The sequence below is a fragment of the Cryobacterium roopkundense genome, from assembly GCF_014200405.1.
GTDB classification, from domain to species: Bacteria; Actinomycetota; Actinomycetes; order Actinomycetales; family Microbacteriaceae; genus Cryobacterium; species Cryobacterium roopkundense.
The window spans coordinates 431,325-449,567 of the sequence record NZ_JACHBQ010000001.1; the positions used below are offsets into that span (position 1 = coordinate 431,325).

The 18,243-nt window shown below is 65.9% G+C and carries 15 protein-coding genes; 9 read left to right on the forward strand and 6 right to left on the reverse strand.

Annotated features, from left to right (window positions below):
- Window positions 1-161: 161 nt before the first annotated feature.
- Complete coding sequence (locus tag BJ997_RS02080) at window positions 162-1,436, reverse strand: ABC transporter substrate-binding protein (RefSeq protein ID WP_084141082.1); 1,275 nt, start codon at window positions 1,434-1,436, stop codon at window positions 162-164.
- Window positions 1,437-1,746: 310 nt separating this feature from the next.
- Complete coding sequence (locus tag BJ997_RS02085) at window positions 1,747-3,174, reverse strand: HNH endonuclease signature motif containing protein (RefSeq protein WP_052542004.1); 1,428 nt, start codon at window positions 3,172-3,174, stop codon at window positions 1,747-1,749.
- Between the two features lie 858 nt (window positions 3,175-4,032).
- Here BJ997_RS02085 and BJ997_RS02090 point away from each other — a divergent pair.
- The 4 genes from BJ997_RS02090 (at window position 4,033) to BJ997_RS02105 (ending at window position 8,195) form a co-directional block, all read left to right on the forward strand.
- A complete protein-coding gene (locus BJ997_RS02090) occupies window positions 4,033-5,052 on the forward strand; it encodes a glycerophosphodiester phosphodiesterase family protein (protein ID WP_035835606.1) in 1,020 nt (339 codons plus the stop codon).
- 177 nt (window positions 5,053-5,229) lie between these two features.
- Window positions 5,230-6,282 (forward strand): DctP family TRAP transporter solute-binding subunit, encoded by a 1,053-nt coding sequence (locus BJ997_RS02095; protein ID WP_035835605.1) that lies wholly within the window; start codon window positions 5,230-5,232, stop codon window positions 6,280-6,282.
- A gap of 147 nt (window positions 6,283-6,429) precedes the next feature.
- Entirely contained in the window at window positions 6,430-6,918 is a 489-nt protein-coding gene (locus BJ997_RS02100) for a TRAP transporter small permease (protein WP_160175845.1), read from the forward strand.
- The gene (locus BJ997_RS02105) at window positions 6,915-8,195 is read left to right on the forward strand and encodes a TRAP transporter large permease (protein ID WP_052542002.1); all 1,281 of its coding nucleotides are present in this window, start codon (window positions 6,915-6,917) and stop codon (window positions 8,193-8,195) included. Before BJ997_RS02100 ends, BJ997_RS02105 begins: the two co-directional genes overlap by 4 nt.
- Before the next feature lie 30 nt (window positions 8,196-8,225).
- Here the strand turns inward: BJ997_RS02105 and BJ997_RS02110 are convergent, their stop codons facing one another.
- From BJ997_RS02110 to BJ997_RS02120, 3 genes are read right to left on the reverse strand one after another with little or no spacing between them, the layout of a single operon-like run.
- Window positions 8,226-8,927, reverse strand: coding sequence for a GntR family transcriptional regulator (locus tag BJ997_RS02110; protein ID WP_035835604.1), 702 nt, complete (start codon window positions 8,925-8,927; stop codon window positions 8,226-8,228).
- A 48-nt stretch (window positions 8,928-8,975) separates the two neighbouring features.
- On the reverse strand, window positions 8,976-10,118 hold the full coding sequence (locus BJ997_RS02115; protein ID WP_035835603.1) for a CaiB/BaiF CoA transferase family protein: 1,143 nt from the start codon (window positions 10,116-10,118) through the stop codon (window positions 8,976-8,978).
- A gap of 3 nt (window positions 10,119-10,121) precedes the next feature.
- Window positions 10,122-10,685: a MaoC family dehydratase gene (locus BJ997_RS02120; RefSeq protein ID WP_052542001.1), complete on the reverse strand. Its 564-nt coding sequence runs from the start codon at window positions 10,683-10,685 to the stop codon at window positions 10,122-10,124.
- Window positions 10,686-10,851: 166 nt separating this feature from the next.
- Here BJ997_RS02120 and BJ997_RS02125 point away from each other — a divergent pair, with 166 nt between their 5' ends.
- Together BJ997_RS02125 and BJ997_RS02130 are read left to right on the forward strand one after the other, a co-directional pair.
- Window positions 10,852-12,051 (forward strand): acyl-CoA dehydrogenase family protein, encoded by a 1,200-nt coding sequence (locus BJ997_RS02125; protein ID WP_035835602.1) that lies wholly within the window; start codon window positions 10,852-10,854, stop codon window positions 12,049-12,051.
- Window positions 12,052-12,281: 230 nt separating this feature from the next.
- Window positions 12,282-13,121, forward strand: a complete 840-nt coding sequence (locus BJ997_RS02130) for an HpcH/HpaI aldolase/citrate lyase family protein (protein ID WP_035835601.1) — start codon at window positions 12,282-12,284, stop codon at window positions 13,119-13,121.
- A gap of 17 nt (window positions 13,122-13,138) precedes the next feature.
- On the opposite strand, the gene BJ997_RS02135 is transcribed toward BJ997_RS02130, so the two are convergent.
- Complete coding sequence (locus BJ997_RS02135; RefSeq protein WP_160175844.1) at window positions 13,139-13,816, reverse strand: GntR family transcriptional regulator; 678 nt, start codon at window positions 13,814-13,816, stop codon at window positions 13,139-13,141.
- A gap of 156 nt (window positions 13,817-13,972) precedes the next feature.
- On the opposite strand from BJ997_RS02135, the gene BJ997_RS02140 reads away from it, so the two are divergent.
- The 3 genes from BJ997_RS02140 to BJ997_RS02150 are packed head-to-tail and all read left to right on the forward strand — an operon-like array spanning window position 13,973 to window position 18,242.
- Window positions 13,973-15,163 (forward strand): CaiB/BaiF CoA transferase family protein, encoded by a 1,191-nt coding sequence (locus BJ997_RS02140; protein ID WP_183323230.1) that lies wholly within the window; start codon window positions 13,973-13,975, stop codon window positions 15,161-15,163.
- Window positions 15,160-16,827, forward strand: a complete 1,668-nt coding sequence (locus tag BJ997_RS02145) for a FumA C-terminus/TtdB family hydratase beta subunit (RefSeq protein WP_052541999.1) — start codon at window positions 15,160-15,162, stop codon at window positions 16,825-16,827. Before BJ997_RS02140 ends, BJ997_RS02145 begins: the two co-directional genes overlap by 4 nt.
- 11 nt (window positions 16,828-16,838) lie before the next feature.
- Window positions 16,839-18,242, forward strand: a complete 1,404-nt coding sequence (locus BJ997_RS02150; protein ID WP_052541998.1) for an MmgE/PrpD family protein — start codon at window positions 16,839-16,841, stop codon at window positions 18,240-18,242.
- Window position 18,243 lies beyond the last annotated feature (1 nt).

Below are 18,243 nucleotides of genomic sequence, written 5' to 3' on the forward strand. Positions count from 1 at the left end.
TGCACCCGGCGGAGGGGTGACGGTGCGAGCGGACTACCAGCCGCTACGCTCGGGGCAGGTCGATCAGCCCAGATCGATTAGCCCAGTGCAGCTAGCCCAGTGCAGTTAGCCCAGTGCAGCTAGCCCAGTGCAGTTAGCCCAGTGCAGTTAGCCCAGTGCAGTTAGCCCAGTGCGTTCACGTCGGAAACCCACTTGTCCCAGCTCTCGTCGGGCGTCATCAGACCGTCTTCGACGCGGGTGAGGGCCTGCTGCATGGCGTCGTTGATGGCGAAGTACTTCTCGCCCTTGAACGGCGTCACCTCGACGGCGGCGGCGCGGTTAGCGAGAATCTGTCCCGTAGGGGCGTTGTTGAAGAAGGCATCGGCGCTCTCCAGCAGGTCGGGGCTGTCGAGGGCGTCGACCTGGCTCGGGAAGGTGCCCTTGGAGGCGAAGGCAGAGAGCTGCTGCTCGGGCGCGGTGAGCCAGGCGGCGAGCTTCTGGGCTTCCTCAGGGTGTGCGGACTGCGTGGGAACGGTGAGGTACGAACCGCCCCAGTTGCCGCCGCCGCCGGGGAAGGTGTCGGCGATGTCCCAGCCGGTGACGCCGTCGGCGTTGCCCTCGATCACGCCGAGCATCCAGCCCGGGCAGAGCATGGTGGCGAAGCCGTTGTCCTGGAAGCTGGCGGTCCAGTCGCTGCTCCACTGCGGGAGGTGAGCGGACAGGTCGGCGCTGGCGCCCAGAACGCTCGCGTATGCGGCCTTGATCTCGGGGTTTTCGGTGGCGATCACGGTGCCGTCGGACTCTTCGTAGGGAAACTCGATCTGGTTCACGACGCCCTGCCAGGTGGCTCCGGCGGAGTCGAACCAGGGCACGTTGGTGCCGGCCGCGTCGAACTGCGCGCCGGCGGCGTAGTAGCTGTCCCAGCTGTCGCCGAGCAGGTCGGACACTGCAGCGCGGTCGGTGGGCAGGCCGGCGGCGGCGAACAGGTCGGAGCGGTAGCAGACGCCCTCCGGGCCGATGTCGGTGCCGTAGCCGATCAGCTGACCGTCGGCGGTGGTGGCGGCGTCGGTCTTCCACGACAGCCAGCGGTCGTCTACGTCGGCGGCCGCAAGGTCGACGAACTGGTCGGGGTACTGCAGCAGTTCGGGCAGCCAGTCCACCTCGATGGCTTCGATGTCGCTCAGCCCGCTGCCGGCGGCGAGCCGGGTGGTGAGATTGTCACGTGCTTCGTTGGTGGTCGCGGCCTTCTTGTGCACGATGGTCACGTTCGGGTTGGCTGCCTCGTAGGCGCCGAACAGGTCTTCGTAACCGAATTCGTTGAACGTGGCGACGGTCAGTTCAACCTTTCCGTCTGCGCTGTCGGTAGAACCGGTGGTGGCGGAGCATCCGGTTGCCAGGAGGGCAATGGATGCTGCGCCGGCGACGGCGGTAAAAATGGTGCGCGGGAAACTCTTCACGGTCACTCCTTTGTGTGTGCTGCGAAGGTCTGTGATCGTCTCTAACAAGGCGTGAGAGCGCTCTCAGGAGCAGTAGTCCGAGACTAACGGTCGGTCGCGGACTTCGTCAAGAGAGCGCTCTCACGAAATGGTCACGGTTCGATCACGGCTGCTGTGACGCCGAAGCTGCGGAGCCCTGCCAGCGCGTGCGGGGGCGGACTCACGCGTTGCAGCCACAACGCCAATCGCCGCAGTAGAGGCCGAGGTGATGCGGCCGCCGAGGTGACTGGGCCCGGCGGCGACCGGCCTATACGGCCGCCGCCGGGTGGCTCTATCGCTTGTAGTGGGGGCCGTCGTGGCCCTTCAGTGTCGGGACCGGCGGCCGGCCGCCTCGTCGCGGAGTTCTCCTCGGATCGACACTGGCGGGAGGGATGAAGTACACCACGTTGTCTCTGACCACCACGTCCCAGCCTTCGCGGTGGATCCGATGATGGCACGCACTACAGAGCATCACGCAGTTGGCTTGATTTGTCGGCCCGTCATGCGCTTTGTACCAACGAATGTGATGACCCTCCGCATAGCTCGGAGGCCTGTTACAGCCCGCCGTGGCGCACCCGCCGTCCCTCTCGATGGCCGCGAGCTTCTGCGCCGTCGTAAAGAGCCGTTTTCGGAGGCCGAAGTCGAGCACCTCGCTCTTCCCACCGAGGACCATCGGGATCAAACACGCCTCCGCCGCCATCCTTCGGGCCGTTCCGGCGGAGATCGGCTGTTCAACCCCATCCAGTTGCGCTTCACCGAGGCCGGTTTGTAGGGATTCGAGGGTCATCCTGACGATGATCGTCGTGTGATCCAGCGCCCCGAGCCCTTCCTTGCAGGAGAGAGCGTGACGCACGATGTCAATGAAGGCATCGAAGTTCATTTGCGGCATCGTGCGGCCGTCGCCGATGATCTCGTGGTTGTCACCACACCCGTCAGGATCTTCCTTGGCTTCAAACCTGGGTTTGCGCAGTTCCGCGCTGGTCATCCCGTCGATCGCGGTGTCCAGGTACGCCGCTGACACCGGGTCGGCGTCGAGCACGTAGCGTTTCATGCCGTTGGGCAGCACCATCCGCTTCAACCCCCGCCGCGACACCAGCACCTCCTCCCGCGGTTCCACCCCGTCCACGTCGAGGGCGTCCCGGTACCGAATGGACAGCTTCCGCACCGAATCGACCGGGTTGGTTACCGCGAACTCCACCAACTCCTTCTCCGCCGCGTCGAGGTCTTCGGTCGTGGCCCGTGGGGCGGCCTGCTCGAGGTTCGCGGTGATGTACAGCGCCGAATCCACGGTGAGCTCCCCCGCATTGACCGCTCGAGCGACCTCCGAATACTCCGGCGGCAGCTGCTCACCGATCAGACTCATCCGCGGCTTCGTCGCCTTCCCCACCCGAACCAACCGCCCAGCCTCCGCCATCGAGATGTGACCGATGTCGGTGAGGGCCGCGGCGGCATTTCGGTTGCCGGTTTGAGCGGCGATGCCCGAGTCGTGGTCGAAGCGGTCGTCCAGCTCACCCGCTGCTCGAACCAAAAGGGCCTGCGCCTGTCTCACCACCTCGAAATTGGAGTTCAACACGGCCAACAAACCCCCGTCGGTCATCCGCTGCAGGTCCAACCCTGCGTTGGGTTCCTCCTCCGAACAGACTCCACCACCCAAGGAGTGAGAGTACGTATCGGCGAGTGCCGCCGTACTCTCCACGAGAAGGTCCGTTGAAGTGGTCATGGCCCAATTTTCCCAGCGACCACCGACATTCACGGGCCCTAAACAGCCCTGATCGGGCCATTCTGTGAAAAACTCCCCAAGATCTTTGCCTGTGGAGGAAAGCCTTTCTCGCTGGTCGAGGGGCGACGAAGGAGCGCTTGGATCGAGATCTCGACAAGCTCGATCCGGCGGCTTGTCGAGATCGAGACCTCGCGAGCCAACTTGCGAGACCGGCTCACGGGGTCTCGACGGGCGCGGGCCAAAAGCGGGCCCGCTGCTCGACCAGCGGAGGGGGGCGAGCGGGCGTGGTTCTTTCCGAGCAGACACGACCAGCGGAAAGGGGAAACCGCGGCCGTGGAGTCGGCGTGCTCGACGGCTTCAGGATCGAACCTCCGTGAGCGCTGCCGTGAAGCCGTCGAACAGGGCTTGCCCAGCGGGCATATGTCCATCGGACCGGTGATCGGGCCGCTGCGGCGGTGACCGGTCTCTATCGGGGGCGCTGTCCACACTGCCGGAGAGCAGGTATTAGACGGTCTTGTTGCCGGGGTCGATAGCAAACTCTCCGCCTTTCGTCGTCAGACCGAACGGATCTTCACGACCGTATCGGAGAAGCTCCGGGCCAACACGGTGACCGTGTTGCACGAGGCGAGCCGCCAAGACCTCACCACTCACGAGGCCGCGACGAGGCTGGCTCAGAGTCGGGTTCGCGCGGCGATGGAGCTGAGGGGCAAGCGGCTTCCCTTCTAACCGGCGGCCCCGGCGGGTTCGGTGATCCTCGCCGGGTGACCCACCGATTTCGCCGAGTCCTCCGAACAGAATGCAGAGCCCCTTCCGCTTCCGGAGCGGGCGTGCCTTCTGACACCGCCGGAGACTCTCGACATGCTCACCCGCTTCACCCTCGCCGCCGCGGGGGGGATCGTGCTCACGTTGGTGGGAGCGGTGTCGTTCGTTTCGGCGGACAGTCTCGGGGCGGGACGGGCACCGGATGCCGCCGCCGCGGCATCCGGTGCCTTTGACCTGCAATCACACCGCGGCGGACGCGGGGAGATCACCGAGAACACCCTCGCGGCGTTCTCCCACTCGCTCGACCTCGGCGTGACGACCCTGGAACTCGACACCCACCTCACCGCCGACGGCGCCGTCGTGGTGTGGCACGACAACCTGCTCACTGCCGGCAAATGTCGGGATACGGCGCCGCTCTGGGTCGGGGACCCGGCCTTTCCCTACGTCGACGCCCCCGTGCGGGCATTGACGCTGGGGCAGATTCAGACGCTCGACTGCGGTTACCGCCAGCTCGGTGGCTACCCCGAGCAGACGCACCAACCGGGCAGCGCCGTGCCAGAGCTCGCCGAGGTGCTCGACCTCGTGGCCGAACGCGGTGCGTCCGATGTGCGGCTGAGCATCGAGACCAAGGTGATCGAACCCGGCGAAGCGACCATGTACGAGCTCACCCGGGCTGTGGTCACTGCGGTGCGCGCAGCTGGCCTGAGCGAGCGCGCGGGCCTGCAGAGCTTCGACTGGGCGGCGCTCGATCTGGCTCAGCGGCTGGATCCTCAGTTGCGTCTCACCGCGCTCAGCCGCGGCGACGCCTGGCTCCAACGCGGCCGGCCCGGAGCCAGCCCGCACCTCGGCGGTCTGGACATCGACGACCATGGCGGGTCGCTCGCGCGGGCGGCGGCGTTTCGCGGCTACGACGCCATCTCCCCGGCCCACGCCACCGTGACAGCGCAGATGGTGACGGATGCCCACGGGCTCGGTCTCGCCGTCATCCCCTGGACGGTCAGTGACCCCGACCTCATGCACACCCTGATGGACCTGGGCGTGGACGGCCTCGTGACCGACCACCCCACCCGGCTGCGCGCCGTGATGCAGGCCCGGGGCTTGCCCCTCCCCGGCTGAGGGTGGTCCGCCGAGCGAGCGGAGACTCTTGGTCAACGACCACGAAGCAATGCATTCGTTATAAAAATAATGCATTATTTTTGTTATGAGCATATTTTTCTTGGTAGCGTCATGTGTGACGGACTTCATGCGACGTTCGTCATGCACCGCCTAATCAAAGACGATAAGGAAGAAACAATGCAACGACGTATCCGCACGTCCCGAATCCTCGGGGCCGCGTCTCTCGCCCTCGGAGCAGTCCTCGTTCTCGGATCGTGCTCCTCCGCCCGCGGTTCCGCGGCCGGCTCCGACGACGGAGAGGTCTACACGATCGGGTTCTCCCACGTGACAACGACCAACACTCCTAAGGGCGCGGCGGCGGAGAAGTTCAAGGAGATCCTCGAGGCCTCCTCGGATGGCCGCATCGAGGTCGAGCTGTACCCCAACTCCTCGCTCTACGGCGACAAGGATGAACTGCAGGCGCTGCAGTCCAACAGCATCCAGATGATCGCTCCGGCCAGCGCAAAGTTCACCACCCTCGCCCCGCAGCTTCAGCTGCTCGACCTGCCGTTCCTGTTCGAGACGAGCGAAGACATTGCCGAGATCGCCTCCCGCGACTCGTCGGTGGGTGAGGCCATCTTCGAGAACGAAGACCTGCGGGCCGCGAAGATCATGCCGCTGGGCCTCTGGGACAACGGCTTCAAGCAAATGGGGGCTAACGTTCCGATCCGTTCGGCAGCCGACATGGCCGGGCTGAGCTTCCGCATTCAGCCCGCCGATGTGCTCGTCAGCCAGTTCGAGACGTGGAGCGCCATCCCCTCGATCCTCGCCTTCGCCGAGGTCTACAGCGCGCTTGAGCAGGGTGTCATCAACGGTCAGGAGAACACCTGGTCGAACATGGAAACGCAGAGCATGCACACGGTTCAGGACTACATCACCGAGTCCAACCACGGCTACATCGGCTACATCCCCGCCATCAACAGCGACTTCTTCGAGTCGCTGCCGGACGATCTGCAGCAGCTCGTTCTCGACGCTGTCGACGAATCCAGCACGTACAACCGTGAGATCGCGGCAGAGGTGAACGAGGAGGCCAAGCAGGCGATCATCGCGGAGGGCTCGACCGAGATCATCCAGCTCACCGAGGCGGAACGCGACGCCCTGATGGCTACGGTCATCCCAAGCGTGTGGGAAGAATACTCCGAGGTGTTGGGCCCGGAGATCATCGCCGAATTGCTCGCCAACCGCGACTAGTCAGCGCTCTCCTCTTCACCGCAGGCATTTCCACCCGCAGGCACGGGCTTTGTCGTGCTGACCTTCGACCGTAAGGACGCCCCCATTCTCAGGTTCAGCCACGCTTTGACCCGGGTGGAAAATACCCTGGTGTGCACCTGTCTGGCGGTGGCAACGCTCGTTGCCATCGCCCAGGTGCTGCTCAGGGCCATCTTCAACATTCACCTCTGGTGGGGTGAGGAGACCATCGTCTACCTCATCATCTACTCCACCTTCCTCGGCGCCGTCATCACCCTGCGCCACAACGAACACATCGCCGTGAAGGTCTTCGAACCGTTCCTCGGCAAAATCGGCCGGCGCCGGATGGACATCCTCGGCATTCTGGTCACGATCACCTACCTCGTGATCGTGGGCTTTTTCGCCTGGCTGCTGCTGTTCGAGCCGTTTTCCACCTCCACGGTCACCCCCACGCTCAAGCTGCCGCTGTGGGTGGTCGAATTCGCCGTTCCGCTGGGCTTCACGCTGATGCTGTTGCGGGCCATCGAAATCCTGGTGCGGCTCATTCGCGGCCTGCCGGCATCCGTTGACGGAGACAAGAGCGAGTTCCAACGCGAAGAAGAAGCGCTCGGCCTAGATGAAGGGGAGGCGAAACTGTGATCGAAGGACTGCTTGCCCTCCTGATTATCCTGTTTGCCCTATTGCTCACGTCCGCACCCATCGCGGTCGCAATGGGTCTCACCTCATTCATCTACTTCTATTTCTTCACCGCCATCCCGCTCACCCAGGTTCCCGAGCGGCTCTTCAACGCCCTGAACGCGTTCCCGTTGATGGCCATCCCGTTCTTCATCGTGGCGGCCAACCTCATGAGTCGCGGCGGAATCAGCAAGCGCCTGATCGCCGCGTCAAACGCCCTCGTCGGGCAGTTCCGCGGCGGCCTGGCCATGACGGCCGTTCTGGCGTGCATGTTCTTCGCGGCCATCTCCGGCTCGAGCCCGGCCACCGTGGTTGCCGTGGGTACCCTCATCATCCCGGCCATGATCAAGAGCGGTTACGGCAAGGACTTCTCCACCGGTCTTGTCACCACGTCGGGCTCCCTCGGCATCCTGATTCCGCCGTCGATCCCGCTGATCGTCTATGGAATCTCCACAGAGCAGTCGATCGGTGACCTCTTCGTCGCCGGGATCGGGCCGGGCATCATGGCCGGTATCGGGCTGCTGATCCTCGCCGTCGTCGTGTCCCGGCGCAAGAAATACGGCATGGGCCTGAACGCCATCCGCATGAGCAAGTACGAGCGCTTCACCGCGCTGCGGGACGCCTCGCTCAGCCTGTTCCTGCCGATCTTCGTGCTCGGTGGAATCTACACCGGCATCTTCACCCCCACCGAAGCTGCGGCGATGGCTGTGTTCTACGCCCTCATCGTGTCGATCTTCGTTTACAAGGAGATCAAGCTCAAGGACATGCCGTCGATTCTGATGGCGTCTGCGCGGACATCGTCGATGGTGATGTTCATCGTGGCCTCGGGAATCCTGTTCTCTTTCGTGCTCACGGCCGAACGCATCCCGGGCCAGGTGAGCGAGGCGCTGCTGGCCTCGGAACTCACCCCGGTGATGTTCCTCATCATGGTGAACGTGCTCCTGCTCGTGGTGGGAATGTTCATGGAGACCTCGAGCGCCATTCTGATTCTCGCTCCGGTGCTGCTGCCGGTGGCGATGGAACTCGGCGTCGACCCGATCCACTTCGGCATCATCATGGTGCTGAACCTGGAGATCGGAATGATGACTCCACCGCTCGGGCTCAACCTGTTCGTGGCGAGTGGGCTCACGGGAATGAACATCCTCAGAGTGGCCAAGGCGTGTTTGCCGAGCGTCGGTGTGTTGTTGATTGCGCTCGTCATCGTGACGTTCGTTCCGCAGCTCTCCACCTTCGCGCTCTAGCCGGCCGGCGTCACGCCGGGGTCGTTCGATTTAGTCGGGCGGCTCCGGCGCGACGTGCTGCGAGGCGGACGTGCGCTCGTCGAAGTGGGCGGCCAGCAATTCGCCAGCGTGCTCCACGTGTGACTGCATGGCCACGCGGGTGCCCTGCGCGTCATGAGAGCGGATGCGCGCCAGTAGCTGAGCGTGATCGTTAGCCGTGGCGTCCGGCCATCCCTGGATGCTCGAATAGAACCGCCGCGGCACATACCGCGTCATGAGCCCGAGCGCCCAGATGATCTTCGGCGCCCCGGCGATCAGGTTGATCTCGCGGTGGAAGGCATGGTTCTTCTCCTCGAGCAGCTCAAGGTTGCCGCGCGCCGCGGCCGCGATCAGTTCGTGGTGCAGCGCCTCGAGCTCGGAGATGTCCTCGGGTGTGGCGGCCACGGCGGCCCGTGCGGCCAACTCGCCGGCGATCAGGGCCTGCACCGTGAAGAGGTCTCGCACGTCCTGCCCGGTGAGCACAGCGACCTGGAACCCGCGCCGGGGCACGAGCTCGAGAAAGCCTTCCACCCGCAATGCCTGCAACGCCTCGCGTGCCGGGGTCGTGGAGATGCCCAGTGCGGCGCCGATCGTCTCGGCTCGCACGGCCGCCCCGGGCGGCAGCTCGCCGGACATGATCAGTCCCCGCACGTAGCCAGAGGCCTCGTCGCTCAGTTGCGGGCGCGCGCGCGGCGCGGGGCGGCGGGAGGGCATCGCGGGTCCAATCTCGGGCAGGGGTACTCCTAAGTTACGGCAGTGCAGCTAGAGCGACAGCCCGAGCTCGGCCAGGATCTGCTCGGTGTGCTGCCCGATTGCGGGCACCGGATCCATGCGAAATCCGGTCTCGCGGCTCGTCACCGGGGGAATCAGGCTCCGCACACGGCCCACGGGCGAGTCGACGTTCTGCCACCGGCCGCGTTCGGCCAGCTGCGGATGCGCGGAGAAGTCATGCATGCTGCGTAGCTGCGCGTTGGCGATATTGGCACGGTCCAGTCGGGCGAGCACTTCCACGGAGTCCAGGCCACCGAGCACCTCGAGAATCGCCGCATGCAGCGCGGGTCGGTTCTGCACCCGTAGGGCATTGCCCCGAAAATCCGGGTGCTCCCCGAGGAGCGGGCTTCCGAGCACGTCCGTGCAGAAGGCCGCCCATTCGCGCTCGTTCTGGATGCCGAAGAATACGGTTCCGTCCGCCGTGTCGAAGGGGCCGTAGGGGGCAATCGATGCGTGCTGTGCGCCGTTACGCTGTGGGGGAGTGCCGCCGTACTCTGCAAAGAAATAGGGCTGCTGCATCCACTCGCCCAGCGCCTCGAGCATGGACACCTCCAGTACGTCGCCGCGTCCGGTCGTCGCGCGTTGCAAAAGCGCGGTGAGGATTCCGGAGAAGGTGTACATGCCGGCGCAGACATCCGCGATCGACACGCCCACCTTGGCCGGGTCCTCGGGTGTGCCGGTGACGCTGAGCAGGCCGGCCTCGCACTGTACGAGTAGGTCGTAGGCCTTTTTCTGCTCGTAACTTCCGCCGCGGCCGTAGCCCGAGATGGAGGCGTGGATGAGTCGAGGGTTGAGCGCGAGGGCCTCATCGGGCCCCAGGCCGAGTCGCTCCACCGCCCCCGGAGCGAGGTTCTGCACGAGCACGTCCGCGCGGCCGACGAGCTCACGCAGCACAGTGAGGCCCGACTCGCTCTTCAGGTCGAGCACGATGCTCTCTTTACTGCGATTGAGCCACACGAAGTAGCTCGACATGCCGTGCACGGTCTCGTCGTAGCCGCGGGCGAAGTCGCCGGTGTCCCGCTCTACTTTAATCACCCGGGCGCCGAGGTCGGCCAGCTGGCGGGTGGCAAAGGGCGCGGCAACAGCCTGCTCGAGGGAGACGACAGTGAGCCCGGCCAGCGGTAGCGCGCGCATTCTCTAGTTCGCTTCGGGCGTCGCCGGCAGGCTCGCCTCGCTGGGGCGGGTGTCGTCGAGGTCGGGCAGGTGTCCCTGGCGGTAGACCATGAAGGTGCGCTGGTAGCTCATCACAATGACGCTGTCTTGGTTGTAGCCCTCTGTCGCCACGGTCACCAGGCCCAGGCTGGGCCGGGACTTCGAGGCACGGGTGGCCAGCACCTTGGAGCGAGAGTAGATGGTGTCGCCCTCGAAGACGGGGCTGGGCATGCGCACTTCGTCCCAGCCGAGATTAGCGAACACGTTCATCGACAGGTCGATCGTCGACTGCCCGGTGACCAGGGCGAGGATGAAGGTGGAGTTCACGAGCGGCAGCTTGTACTCGGTGCGTAGTGCAAAGTTGCTGTCGATATGCGTCTTGGCCACGTTCTGCGTCATCAGCGTGAACATCTGGTTGTCGCCCTCGGTGACGGTCTTGCCCAACGGGTGGTAGTAGATGTCACCGACCGCGAAGTCCTCCCACAGGCGACCGGTCCAGCCCGCAATGACGCGGCCGGAGGAATCGGGGGACAGGGTGTGCTCGGTCATGAGTCGGTCTCCTCGTGCGGTGAATATATTATCTTTCCCCGTCAGTTTCCGCGAGAAATAAGACAAAGTCAAGTGACCGAAACACCTAAAGATGCCTCTAGCGCGCGGTAAATATATTATGTAGGGTCGTATCGACCCGTTCACCCGGCACTCGTTAAGGAGCCCCATGCCAGATCTGCTCGACATCGCAACGGCCACCCCGCAGGCTTCGCCGGAACTGTCTGTCGACGAGATCCGCCAGTTCACCAGGGACCTCTGCGCAGGGTTCCCCGACGAGTACTGGCGCCAGAGCGACCGCGACCGGAGCTACCCGCAGGAGTTCGTGGAGACCCTCACCCGCGCCCGGTTGCTCAGCGCCCTCATTCCCACCGAGTACGGCGGCCTCGGCTACACGCTCACCCAGGCGAGCGTGATCATGGAAGAGATCAACCGTTCCGGCGGTCACTCCGCGGCGTGCCACGCCCAGATGTACATCATGGGCGCGCTGCTGCGCCACGGTACGACCGCCCAGAAGGAGCAGTACCTGCCCGAGATCGCTGCGGGCCGCCTGAGACTGCAGGCATTCTCGGTCACTGAAGACGCTGCGGGGCTCGACACCACGAGCATTCTCACGCGGGCCGAGGCCGACGGCGACGACTTCGTCATTACCGGCCACAAGAACTGGACGAGCCGCATCAACGACTCCGACCTGGCCATGATGCTCGCCCGCACGAGCGACCGGGGTGACGACAAGACCGTGGGGCTCACCCTGTTCCTCGTGGACCTCCGCCAGGTTCGGGCCGAACAGCCGGACACCCTCGAGACCATTCCGGTGCGCACCATGTTCAACTACGCCACCAATCAGGTGCACTACCGGGGCGTGCGCGTGCCTAAGAGCGCCGTGATCGGCGACGTCGATCGGGGCTTCCGGTACGTTCTCGATGGCTGGAACGCCGAGCGCATCCTGCTCTCGGCCGAAGCCATTGGCGACGGCTACTGGTTCAGTGCCCGGGCCAGTGCCTACGCGAACACCCGAGAGGTCTTCGGTCGCGCAATTGGTAGCAACCAGGGCGTGCAGTTTCCCATCGCCGACGCCTACATGAAGGTTCGTGCGGCCGATCTCATGCGTTACGAGGCGGCCCGTCTCTTCGACGCGGGCCTCCCGTGTGGCGCGGAGGCCAACATGGCCAAACACCTCTCCTCGGAGGCGAGCTGGGCCGCCGCGAACGCCTGCCTCGACACCCACGGGGGCTACGGGTTCGTGGACGAGTATGACGTGGAGCGCAAGTTTCGCGAGACGCGCATGTTCCAAACCGCGCCCGTGAGCAACAACCTGATCAAGAGCTTCGTGGCCACCAAGGTTCTCGGCCTACCTCGCTCGTACTGACCCGCGCCCACCCCGCCCCCGTCCGCCCGCGCCCGCCCGCGCCCGCGCCCACCCCACCCCACCCTCGCCCGCCCGCTCGCGCCCATTCCGCTGGTCGAGCAGCGGGCCCGCTTTTGGCCCGCGCCCGTCGAGACCTCGTGAGCCGGTCTCGGGAGGTGGCTGGCGGGGTCTCGATCTCGATCCAAGCGCTCGCCAGCTCGCCGCTCGACCAACGGAAGAGAACAAGAAATATGTACACCACAGCCATCACCGCCCTGTTCGTTCCCGGCGACCGTCCGGAGCGCTTTCGCAAGGCCATTGCTTCGGCGGCTGACGTAGTGATCATCGACCTCGAAGACGCTGTCGCCCCCGAGGCGAAAGCGGATGCCCTCGCCGCCATCCTGCAGCATCTCGCCCCCGGGCCCGACACGGTTCACGCACTCGTGCGCGTGAACGCCGAACGGTCTGCGACCCTGGCCGCAGAGCTGGCCGCCCTCCGCGACCTCGCGGCGAGGCCCGGCCACGGGCTGCTCGGGCTTGTCGTGCCCAAGGCCGAGAATCCCGAGCTGCTGCGCGAGATCTCGGCCAAGTTCACCGGGCTCGCCCTCGTGGCCCTGATCGAGTCCGCACTCGGTGTGCAGAACGCGCCGGAGCTGGCCCGGGTGCCCGGTGTTACACGGCTGGCCTTCGGTGCCATCGACTATGCGCTCGACATCGACGCCGGTCCGGGTGACCGCGTGCTCGACTACGCCAGGTCGGCCATCGTCGTGGCCTCGCGTGCGGCCGGCCTCGAAGGGCCCCTGGACTCACCCAGCGTGCAGATCCGTGACGCCGGGGTTGTGGCCGAATCCGCCGCGCTGGCTCGGCAGTTCGGGTTCGGTGGCAAGCTCTGCATCCACCCCGCTCAGCTTGAACCGGTGGCCGCCGCGTTTCGCCCGACCCCGGCCGAGGTCGAGTGGGCACACAGCGTTATCGGTGCGACCGGCGGTGCCGCCCAGGTGGATGGGCAGATGATCGACCGCCCGGTCATGCTCCGGGCCGAGCGCATCCTCGCTCGCTGCGTGCCAGTGCCAGTGCCCGTGCCCGCGTGAGCAGGCCGGCGTGCGGCTCAGTCGTTGGTGATGTCGAACGGGTCGGCCGGCGGCTTGCCGGTGTAACGTGCGTTCAGCGCGATGAAGCTGCGCGAGATGTGGTGTTCAAGCGCCAGGCCGGCCGCCTCGGCGTCACCGGCGCGCACCGCCTCGAGCATTGCCCGGTGCTCTGCCTCGGAGTCCTCGGCCGGCTGCGGGGAGTCCAGCAGCAGGTCCCACGGGAAGACCCGCCAGAGCGCGTCGATCTCGTCGACCAGGCTTGGCACGCCGCAACGCTCGTAGAAGAAGAAGTGGAAGCGCTTGTTCAGCTGGCGGGCGGCATCCGAATCGTGCCGCGCGGTGGCCGCGTTCAGCTCGTCGAGCAGCAGATCGGCCTGACGCAGCTCGAGGGGGGAGAGCCGGATGGCCGCGCGCCGCATGGCGTAGCTCTCGGTGAGTCGGCGAATGATGTAGGTGGCCTTGGCCCGCTCAAAGTTGATGCCGGCCACGCGCACGCCTCGCCGCGGTTCGCTCACCACGAGGTTTTCGGCCTCGAGGGCGCGCAGCGCCTCACGCACGGGGGTGATGCTGCTGCTGAACTGGCGGGCCAGTTCATCCTGCGGCAGCTTCGCGCCGCGGGGCAGTTCGCCGCTGAGAATCAGGCGTCGCAGCTCGTCGACGATCTGGTCCCGTTTTGTCGGGGGAGCCTCAGTCATTCCCATCCGCTTTCCTCGCACTTTTCGCCCGGGCGGCGGTTCAACGCCTCACTCTATCCGAACATTATCGACCGAACGAGGGGTAGATGCCTCCGTTCTCAAATGATACATTGTTTAGAGAATCATGCATTTTATCCTCAGTGTTGAAGGTTGAATATGTCCCAGTCTCTGCCCCTTGAGGGCATCACGGTCGTTTCCTGCGAACACGCCGTCGCCGCACCGCTGGCCACGCGTCACCTCGCCGACCAGGGTGCCCGGGTGATCAAGATCGAACGACCCGGCGCCGGCGATTTCGCCCGCGGCTACGACGAGACCGTGAACGGGCTTTCCAGTCACTTCGTCTGGCTCAACCGCAACAAGGAGAGCCTCGCTCTGGATCTCAAGCGGCCAGAAGCCATCGAGATCATGCACGAGCTGCTCGCCACCGCCGACGTCTTCGTGCAAAATCTCGCACCGGATGCCGCGGCTCGCCTCGGGCTCGGCGCCGCCGAACTGCGCGAGCGTTACCCGAAACTGATCACCTGCTCCATCAGCGGATACGGCAGCAGCGGCCCCTACCGTGACGCCAAGGCCTACGACCTGTTGATCCAGAGCGAAGCCGGCCTGGTGGCGATCACCGGAACCCCGGATGCCCCCGCGAAGACCGGTATCCCTACGGCGGACATCGGCGCCGGCATGTACGCCCTCTCTGGAATCCTCACCGCGCTGGTGCACCGCGAGCGCACCGGCGAAGGCTCGGAGGTCGAGGTGAGCCTGTTCGACTCCGTGGTGGAGTGGATGGGCTTTCCCCTCTATTACACCGAATACGGTGGAACCGCCCCGGCACGGGCTGGCACCAGCCACGCGTCGATCGCCCCGTACGGAACATTCCGCGCCGGAGACGGTGTTGACGTGGTGCTCTCGGTGCAGAACGACCGCGAGTGGGCCTCGTTCTGCACCGGAGTGCTCGAACGGCCGGACCTCGTCGGCGACGACCGTTTCGCCACCAGCAGTGTGCGCCTGACGCACCGGGACGAGCTGCATGCCCTGGTCGATGCGGTCTTCGCCTCCCACGACGGGGCCGAGATGGAACGCCGCCTCGCCGACGCGAAGGTGGCCTTCGCTCGGCAGCGCGAGGTGAAAGACGTGCTCACCCACCCCCAGCTCACCGCACGAGATCGCTGGCGCACGGTGGAGACCTCGGCCGGTCCGGTGCGGGCGCTGCTGCCGGCCGTCACAGTGGTGGGGCAAGCTGTGCGCATGGACAGGGTGCCCGACGTGGGTGCCGACACCCGATCGATCCTGGGCGACCTCGGTTACAGCTCCGCCGCCATTGACGAGCTCAGCGGCACGGGGGTGCTGCGATGAGCGAGTTCACCTACGTCGACCAGTTGCCCCTCGGCCCCACCGATACCCCGATGCGCAGGCTCGACGTGGCCGGCTACCGTCTGCGTGGCAGTTGCGACGAGACCGTGCTCGAGGTGGACCAGTCTGCCATCGAGGCCCTCGCCGACGCGGCGTTCCGCGACCTGGCCCACTTTCTGCGTCCCGCCCACCTCGCGCAGCTGCGCCGCATCATCGACGACCCACAGTCCTCAGCGAACGACCGGTACGTTGCGCTCGACCTGCTGCAGAACGCCAACGTCGCTTCCGGCGGTGTGCTGCCGATGTGCCAGGACACCGGAACCGCCATCATCTCCGCCAAGCGCGGCCACCGCATCCAGACCGACGGAACGGATGCCCGCAGCCTCAGCCACGGGGTCTACCAGGCCTACCAGGACCTCAACCTGCGCTACTCGCAGATGTCCCCGGTGACCATGTGGACCGAGGTGAACACCCAGAACAACCTGCCCGCGCAGATCGAGATCGGCCTCGGGCAGGGCCTCGAGTATGAATTCCTGTTCATGGCCAAGGGCGGCGGCAGCGCCAACAAGAGTTTCCTCTACCAGGAGACCAAATCGATCCTCGACGAGGAGCGCATGCTCGCGTTCCTCACAGAGAAGATCGAGAGCATCGGAACCGCGGCCTGCCCGCCTTACCACCTCGCCGTGGTGATCGGCGGAACGAGCGCCGAGTTCGCCCTGAAGACCGCCAAGCTCGCCTCGGCCCACTACCTCGACACCCTGCCGGAGGAGGGCAGTGATGCCGGCCACGGCTACCGCGACCAGGACTTCGAGCAGAAGGTGTTCGAGCTCACGACGCAGCTCGGCTTCGGTGCCCAGTTCGGCGGCAAGTACTTCTGCCACGACGTGCGGGTGGTGCGGTTGCCGCGCCACGGCGGCTCGCTGCCCATCGCGATCGCGGTGTCGTGCTCCGCCGATCGTCAGGTGCTCGGCCGCATCACGCCGGAGGGCGTGTTCCTCGAGGAGCTCGAACGCGACCCGGCTCGGTTCATTCCGAGCACCGGGCTGGCGGAGATAACGGATGCGTCGGCATCCGTCGCCATCGACCTCACGGTGCCCATGATCGAGATTCGTGCCCAGTTGAGCGCCTGCACCGTGAGCACGCGCCTCTCGCTCACCGGCACCCTGATTGTGGGTCGCGACATCGTGCACGCGAAGATTCGCGAGCGGGTGGCGCGGGGCGAGGGGGTGCCGGACTACCTGCTCGAGCACCCCATCTACTATGCCGGTCCCGCGAAAACTCCAGAGGGGCTGCCGTCGGGTTCGTTCGGGCCCACGACGGCCGGTCGTATGGACGGCTATGTCGCCGAATTCCAGGCGCTCGGCGCCTCGCTCGTGATGCTCGCCAAGGGCAACCGATCGGCGGCCGTCACGGCGTCCTGCGAGGCGAATGGCGGGTTCTACCTCGGCTCGGTGGGCGGCCCGGCCGCGCGGCTGGCGCAGGACTGCATCCGCTCTGTCGAGGTGATCGACTATGCAGAGCTCGGCATGGAAGCCGTCTTCCGCGTGGAGGTCGAGAACTTTCCAGCCTTCCTCGTGGTGGATGACAAGGGCAACGACTTCTTCCAGAAAGACGACCGCACCTTCGTGGGTCTCAGCCCCACCCGCCTGCGCACCGGATCGCTATGAAAGGCACCGACATGAGCACCATCTCGCACCGTCTCGCCGCCCACACCGTGGCCGACCACCCTGTGTCGCCCGAGCTCGCGGAGTGGATGCGGCTGTTGCTGCTGGACTACCACGCCATCACCGGCGGGGGTTTCCACCGCGATTCGGCGGTCGCGGCCCGCGCGGCGATCGAGATTTCGGAGCAGGCCACGGCCTTCTTCCCGGCCGCCCTGCATGGGGTGGACGGCGCCGGAACGAGCGGCTTCGCCACCGTGGAAAGTGCCGCCCTCGTGAACGGCATCACGGCGCACGGCCTCGAACTTGACGATACGTTCGAGGAGTCATCGCTGCACCCCGGCGTGGTCATCTTTCCGGCCGTGCTTGCGCTCGCCAGCACCCGGCAGGCACTTACCGGCGAGGTGCTGGCGGCGGCCATCGTAGGCTACGACGTGATGTGCTCGGTGGGAGTGCTGCTCGGCGCCCGGGAGAGTTACGGGCGTGGGTTCCACCCCACCGGGGTGGCCGGGTGCGTCGGCGCTGCGGCATCCGCTGCCCGCCTGCTCAGTCTCACGGTGGAGCAGACCATGCACGCGCTGGGATTGGCCGCGAACATGGCGTCGGGTTCACTCGAATTTCTGGCCGACGGATCGTGGACCAAACGGCTCAACGCCGGGCACGCCGCGGCCACCGGCATCCGTGCAGCCAAGCTCGCCGCCGCTGGATTCACCGCGCCGGCCACCGCGATCGAGGGTCGGGACGGCTTCCTGATGCAGTACGGCGCGGGCGTCGTGGCGGGCAGGGAGTTGGCGCTCGAGTTTGGGCGCAGCGCTCTCGACACCTCGATCAAGTTCTACCCCTGCTGCCGCTACATGCACGGCAACATCGACCTGCTGCGGCACATTCGCGAGCAGAACCCGACGCTCACCATCGACGATGTGGCGCGCATTCGTGTCGGTGTGATTCAGGCGGGAGCGTCGCTCGTGTCAGAGCCCGCAGCTCGCAAACTCGTGGTGAACACCCCCGTGGACGCCCAGTTCAACATGCCGTTCGGCGCGGCGGTCGCGCTCGCGACCGGGCGCGCCACGGTCGACCAGTTCGACGACGCTCCTGCGGTGGCAGCCGAGCTGATGGAGTGGATGACGAAGGTCGAGTGCTACCGCAGCGACTCGCTCGAGGCAGCGTTCCCGGCGCGCTGGCAGGCCGAGGTGCAGGTGGTACTTCGCGACGGAACCGTGATCGAGAAGAGCGAGGAATCCTTCCGGGGGGCGCCGGGCGACCGGGCGACATGGGCCGACATCGTGCAGAAGGCGGAAGGGCTGATCGGAGCGGATGCGGCGAATGCGCTCGCCGCATCCGTTGCCGACCTCGGCGACTCCGCGGTACTTGGTGGCGGCGTGGCGGTGGGCACCGGAACTCTCGCTGTCTCACGTGCGTAAG

Bases quoted from the DNA above. Each gene is read 5' to 3' on its own strand.
- BJ997_RS02085 (WP_052542004.1), bottom strand. From the start codon at position 3,174: ATGACCACTTCAACGGACCTTCTCGTGGAGAGTACGGCGGCACTCGCC.
- BJ997_RS02090 (WP_035835606.1), top strand. From the start codon at position 4,033: ATGCTCACCCGCTTCACCCTCGCCGCCGCGGGGGGGATCGTGCTCACG.
- BJ997_RS02095 (WP_035835605.1), top strand. From the start codon at position 5,230: ATGCAACGACGTATCCGCACGTCCCGAATCCTCGGGGCCGCGTCTCTC.
- BJ997_RS02110 (WP_035835604.1), bottom strand. From the start codon at position 8,927: ATGCCCTCCCGCCGCCCCGCGCCGCGCGCGCGCCCGCAACTGAGCGAC.
- BJ997_RS02115 (WP_035835603.1), bottom strand. From the start codon at position 10,118: ATGCGCGCGCTACCGCTGGCCGGGCTCACTGTCGTCTCCCTCGAGCAG.
- BJ997_RS02120 (WP_052542001.1), bottom strand. From the start codon at position 10,685: ATGACCGAGCACACCCTGTCCCCCGATTCCTCCGGCCGCGTCATTGCG.
- BJ997_RS02125 (WP_035835602.1), top strand. From the start codon at position 10,852: ATGCCAGATCTGCTCGACATCGCAACGGCCACCCCGCAGGCTTCGCCG.
- BJ997_RS02130 (WP_035835601.1), top strand. From the start codon at position 12,282: ATGTACACCACAGCCATCACCGCCCTGTTCGTTCCCGGCGACCGTCCG.
- BJ997_RS02135 (WP_160175844.1), bottom strand. From the start codon at position 13,816: ATGACTGAGGCTCCCCCGACAAAACGGGACCAGATCGTCGACGAGCTG.
- BJ997_RS02140 (WP_183323230.1), top strand. From the start codon at position 13,973: ATGTCCCAGTCTCTGCCCCTTGAGGGCATCACGGTCGTTTCCTGCGAA.
- BJ997_RS02145 (WP_052541999.1), top strand. From the start codon at position 15,160: ATGAGCGAGTTCACCTACGTCGACCAGTTGCCCCTCGGCCCCACCGAT.
- BJ997_RS02150 (WP_052541998.1), top strand. From the start codon at position 16,839: ATGAGCACCATCTCGCACCGTCTCGCCGCCCACACCGTGGCCGACCAC.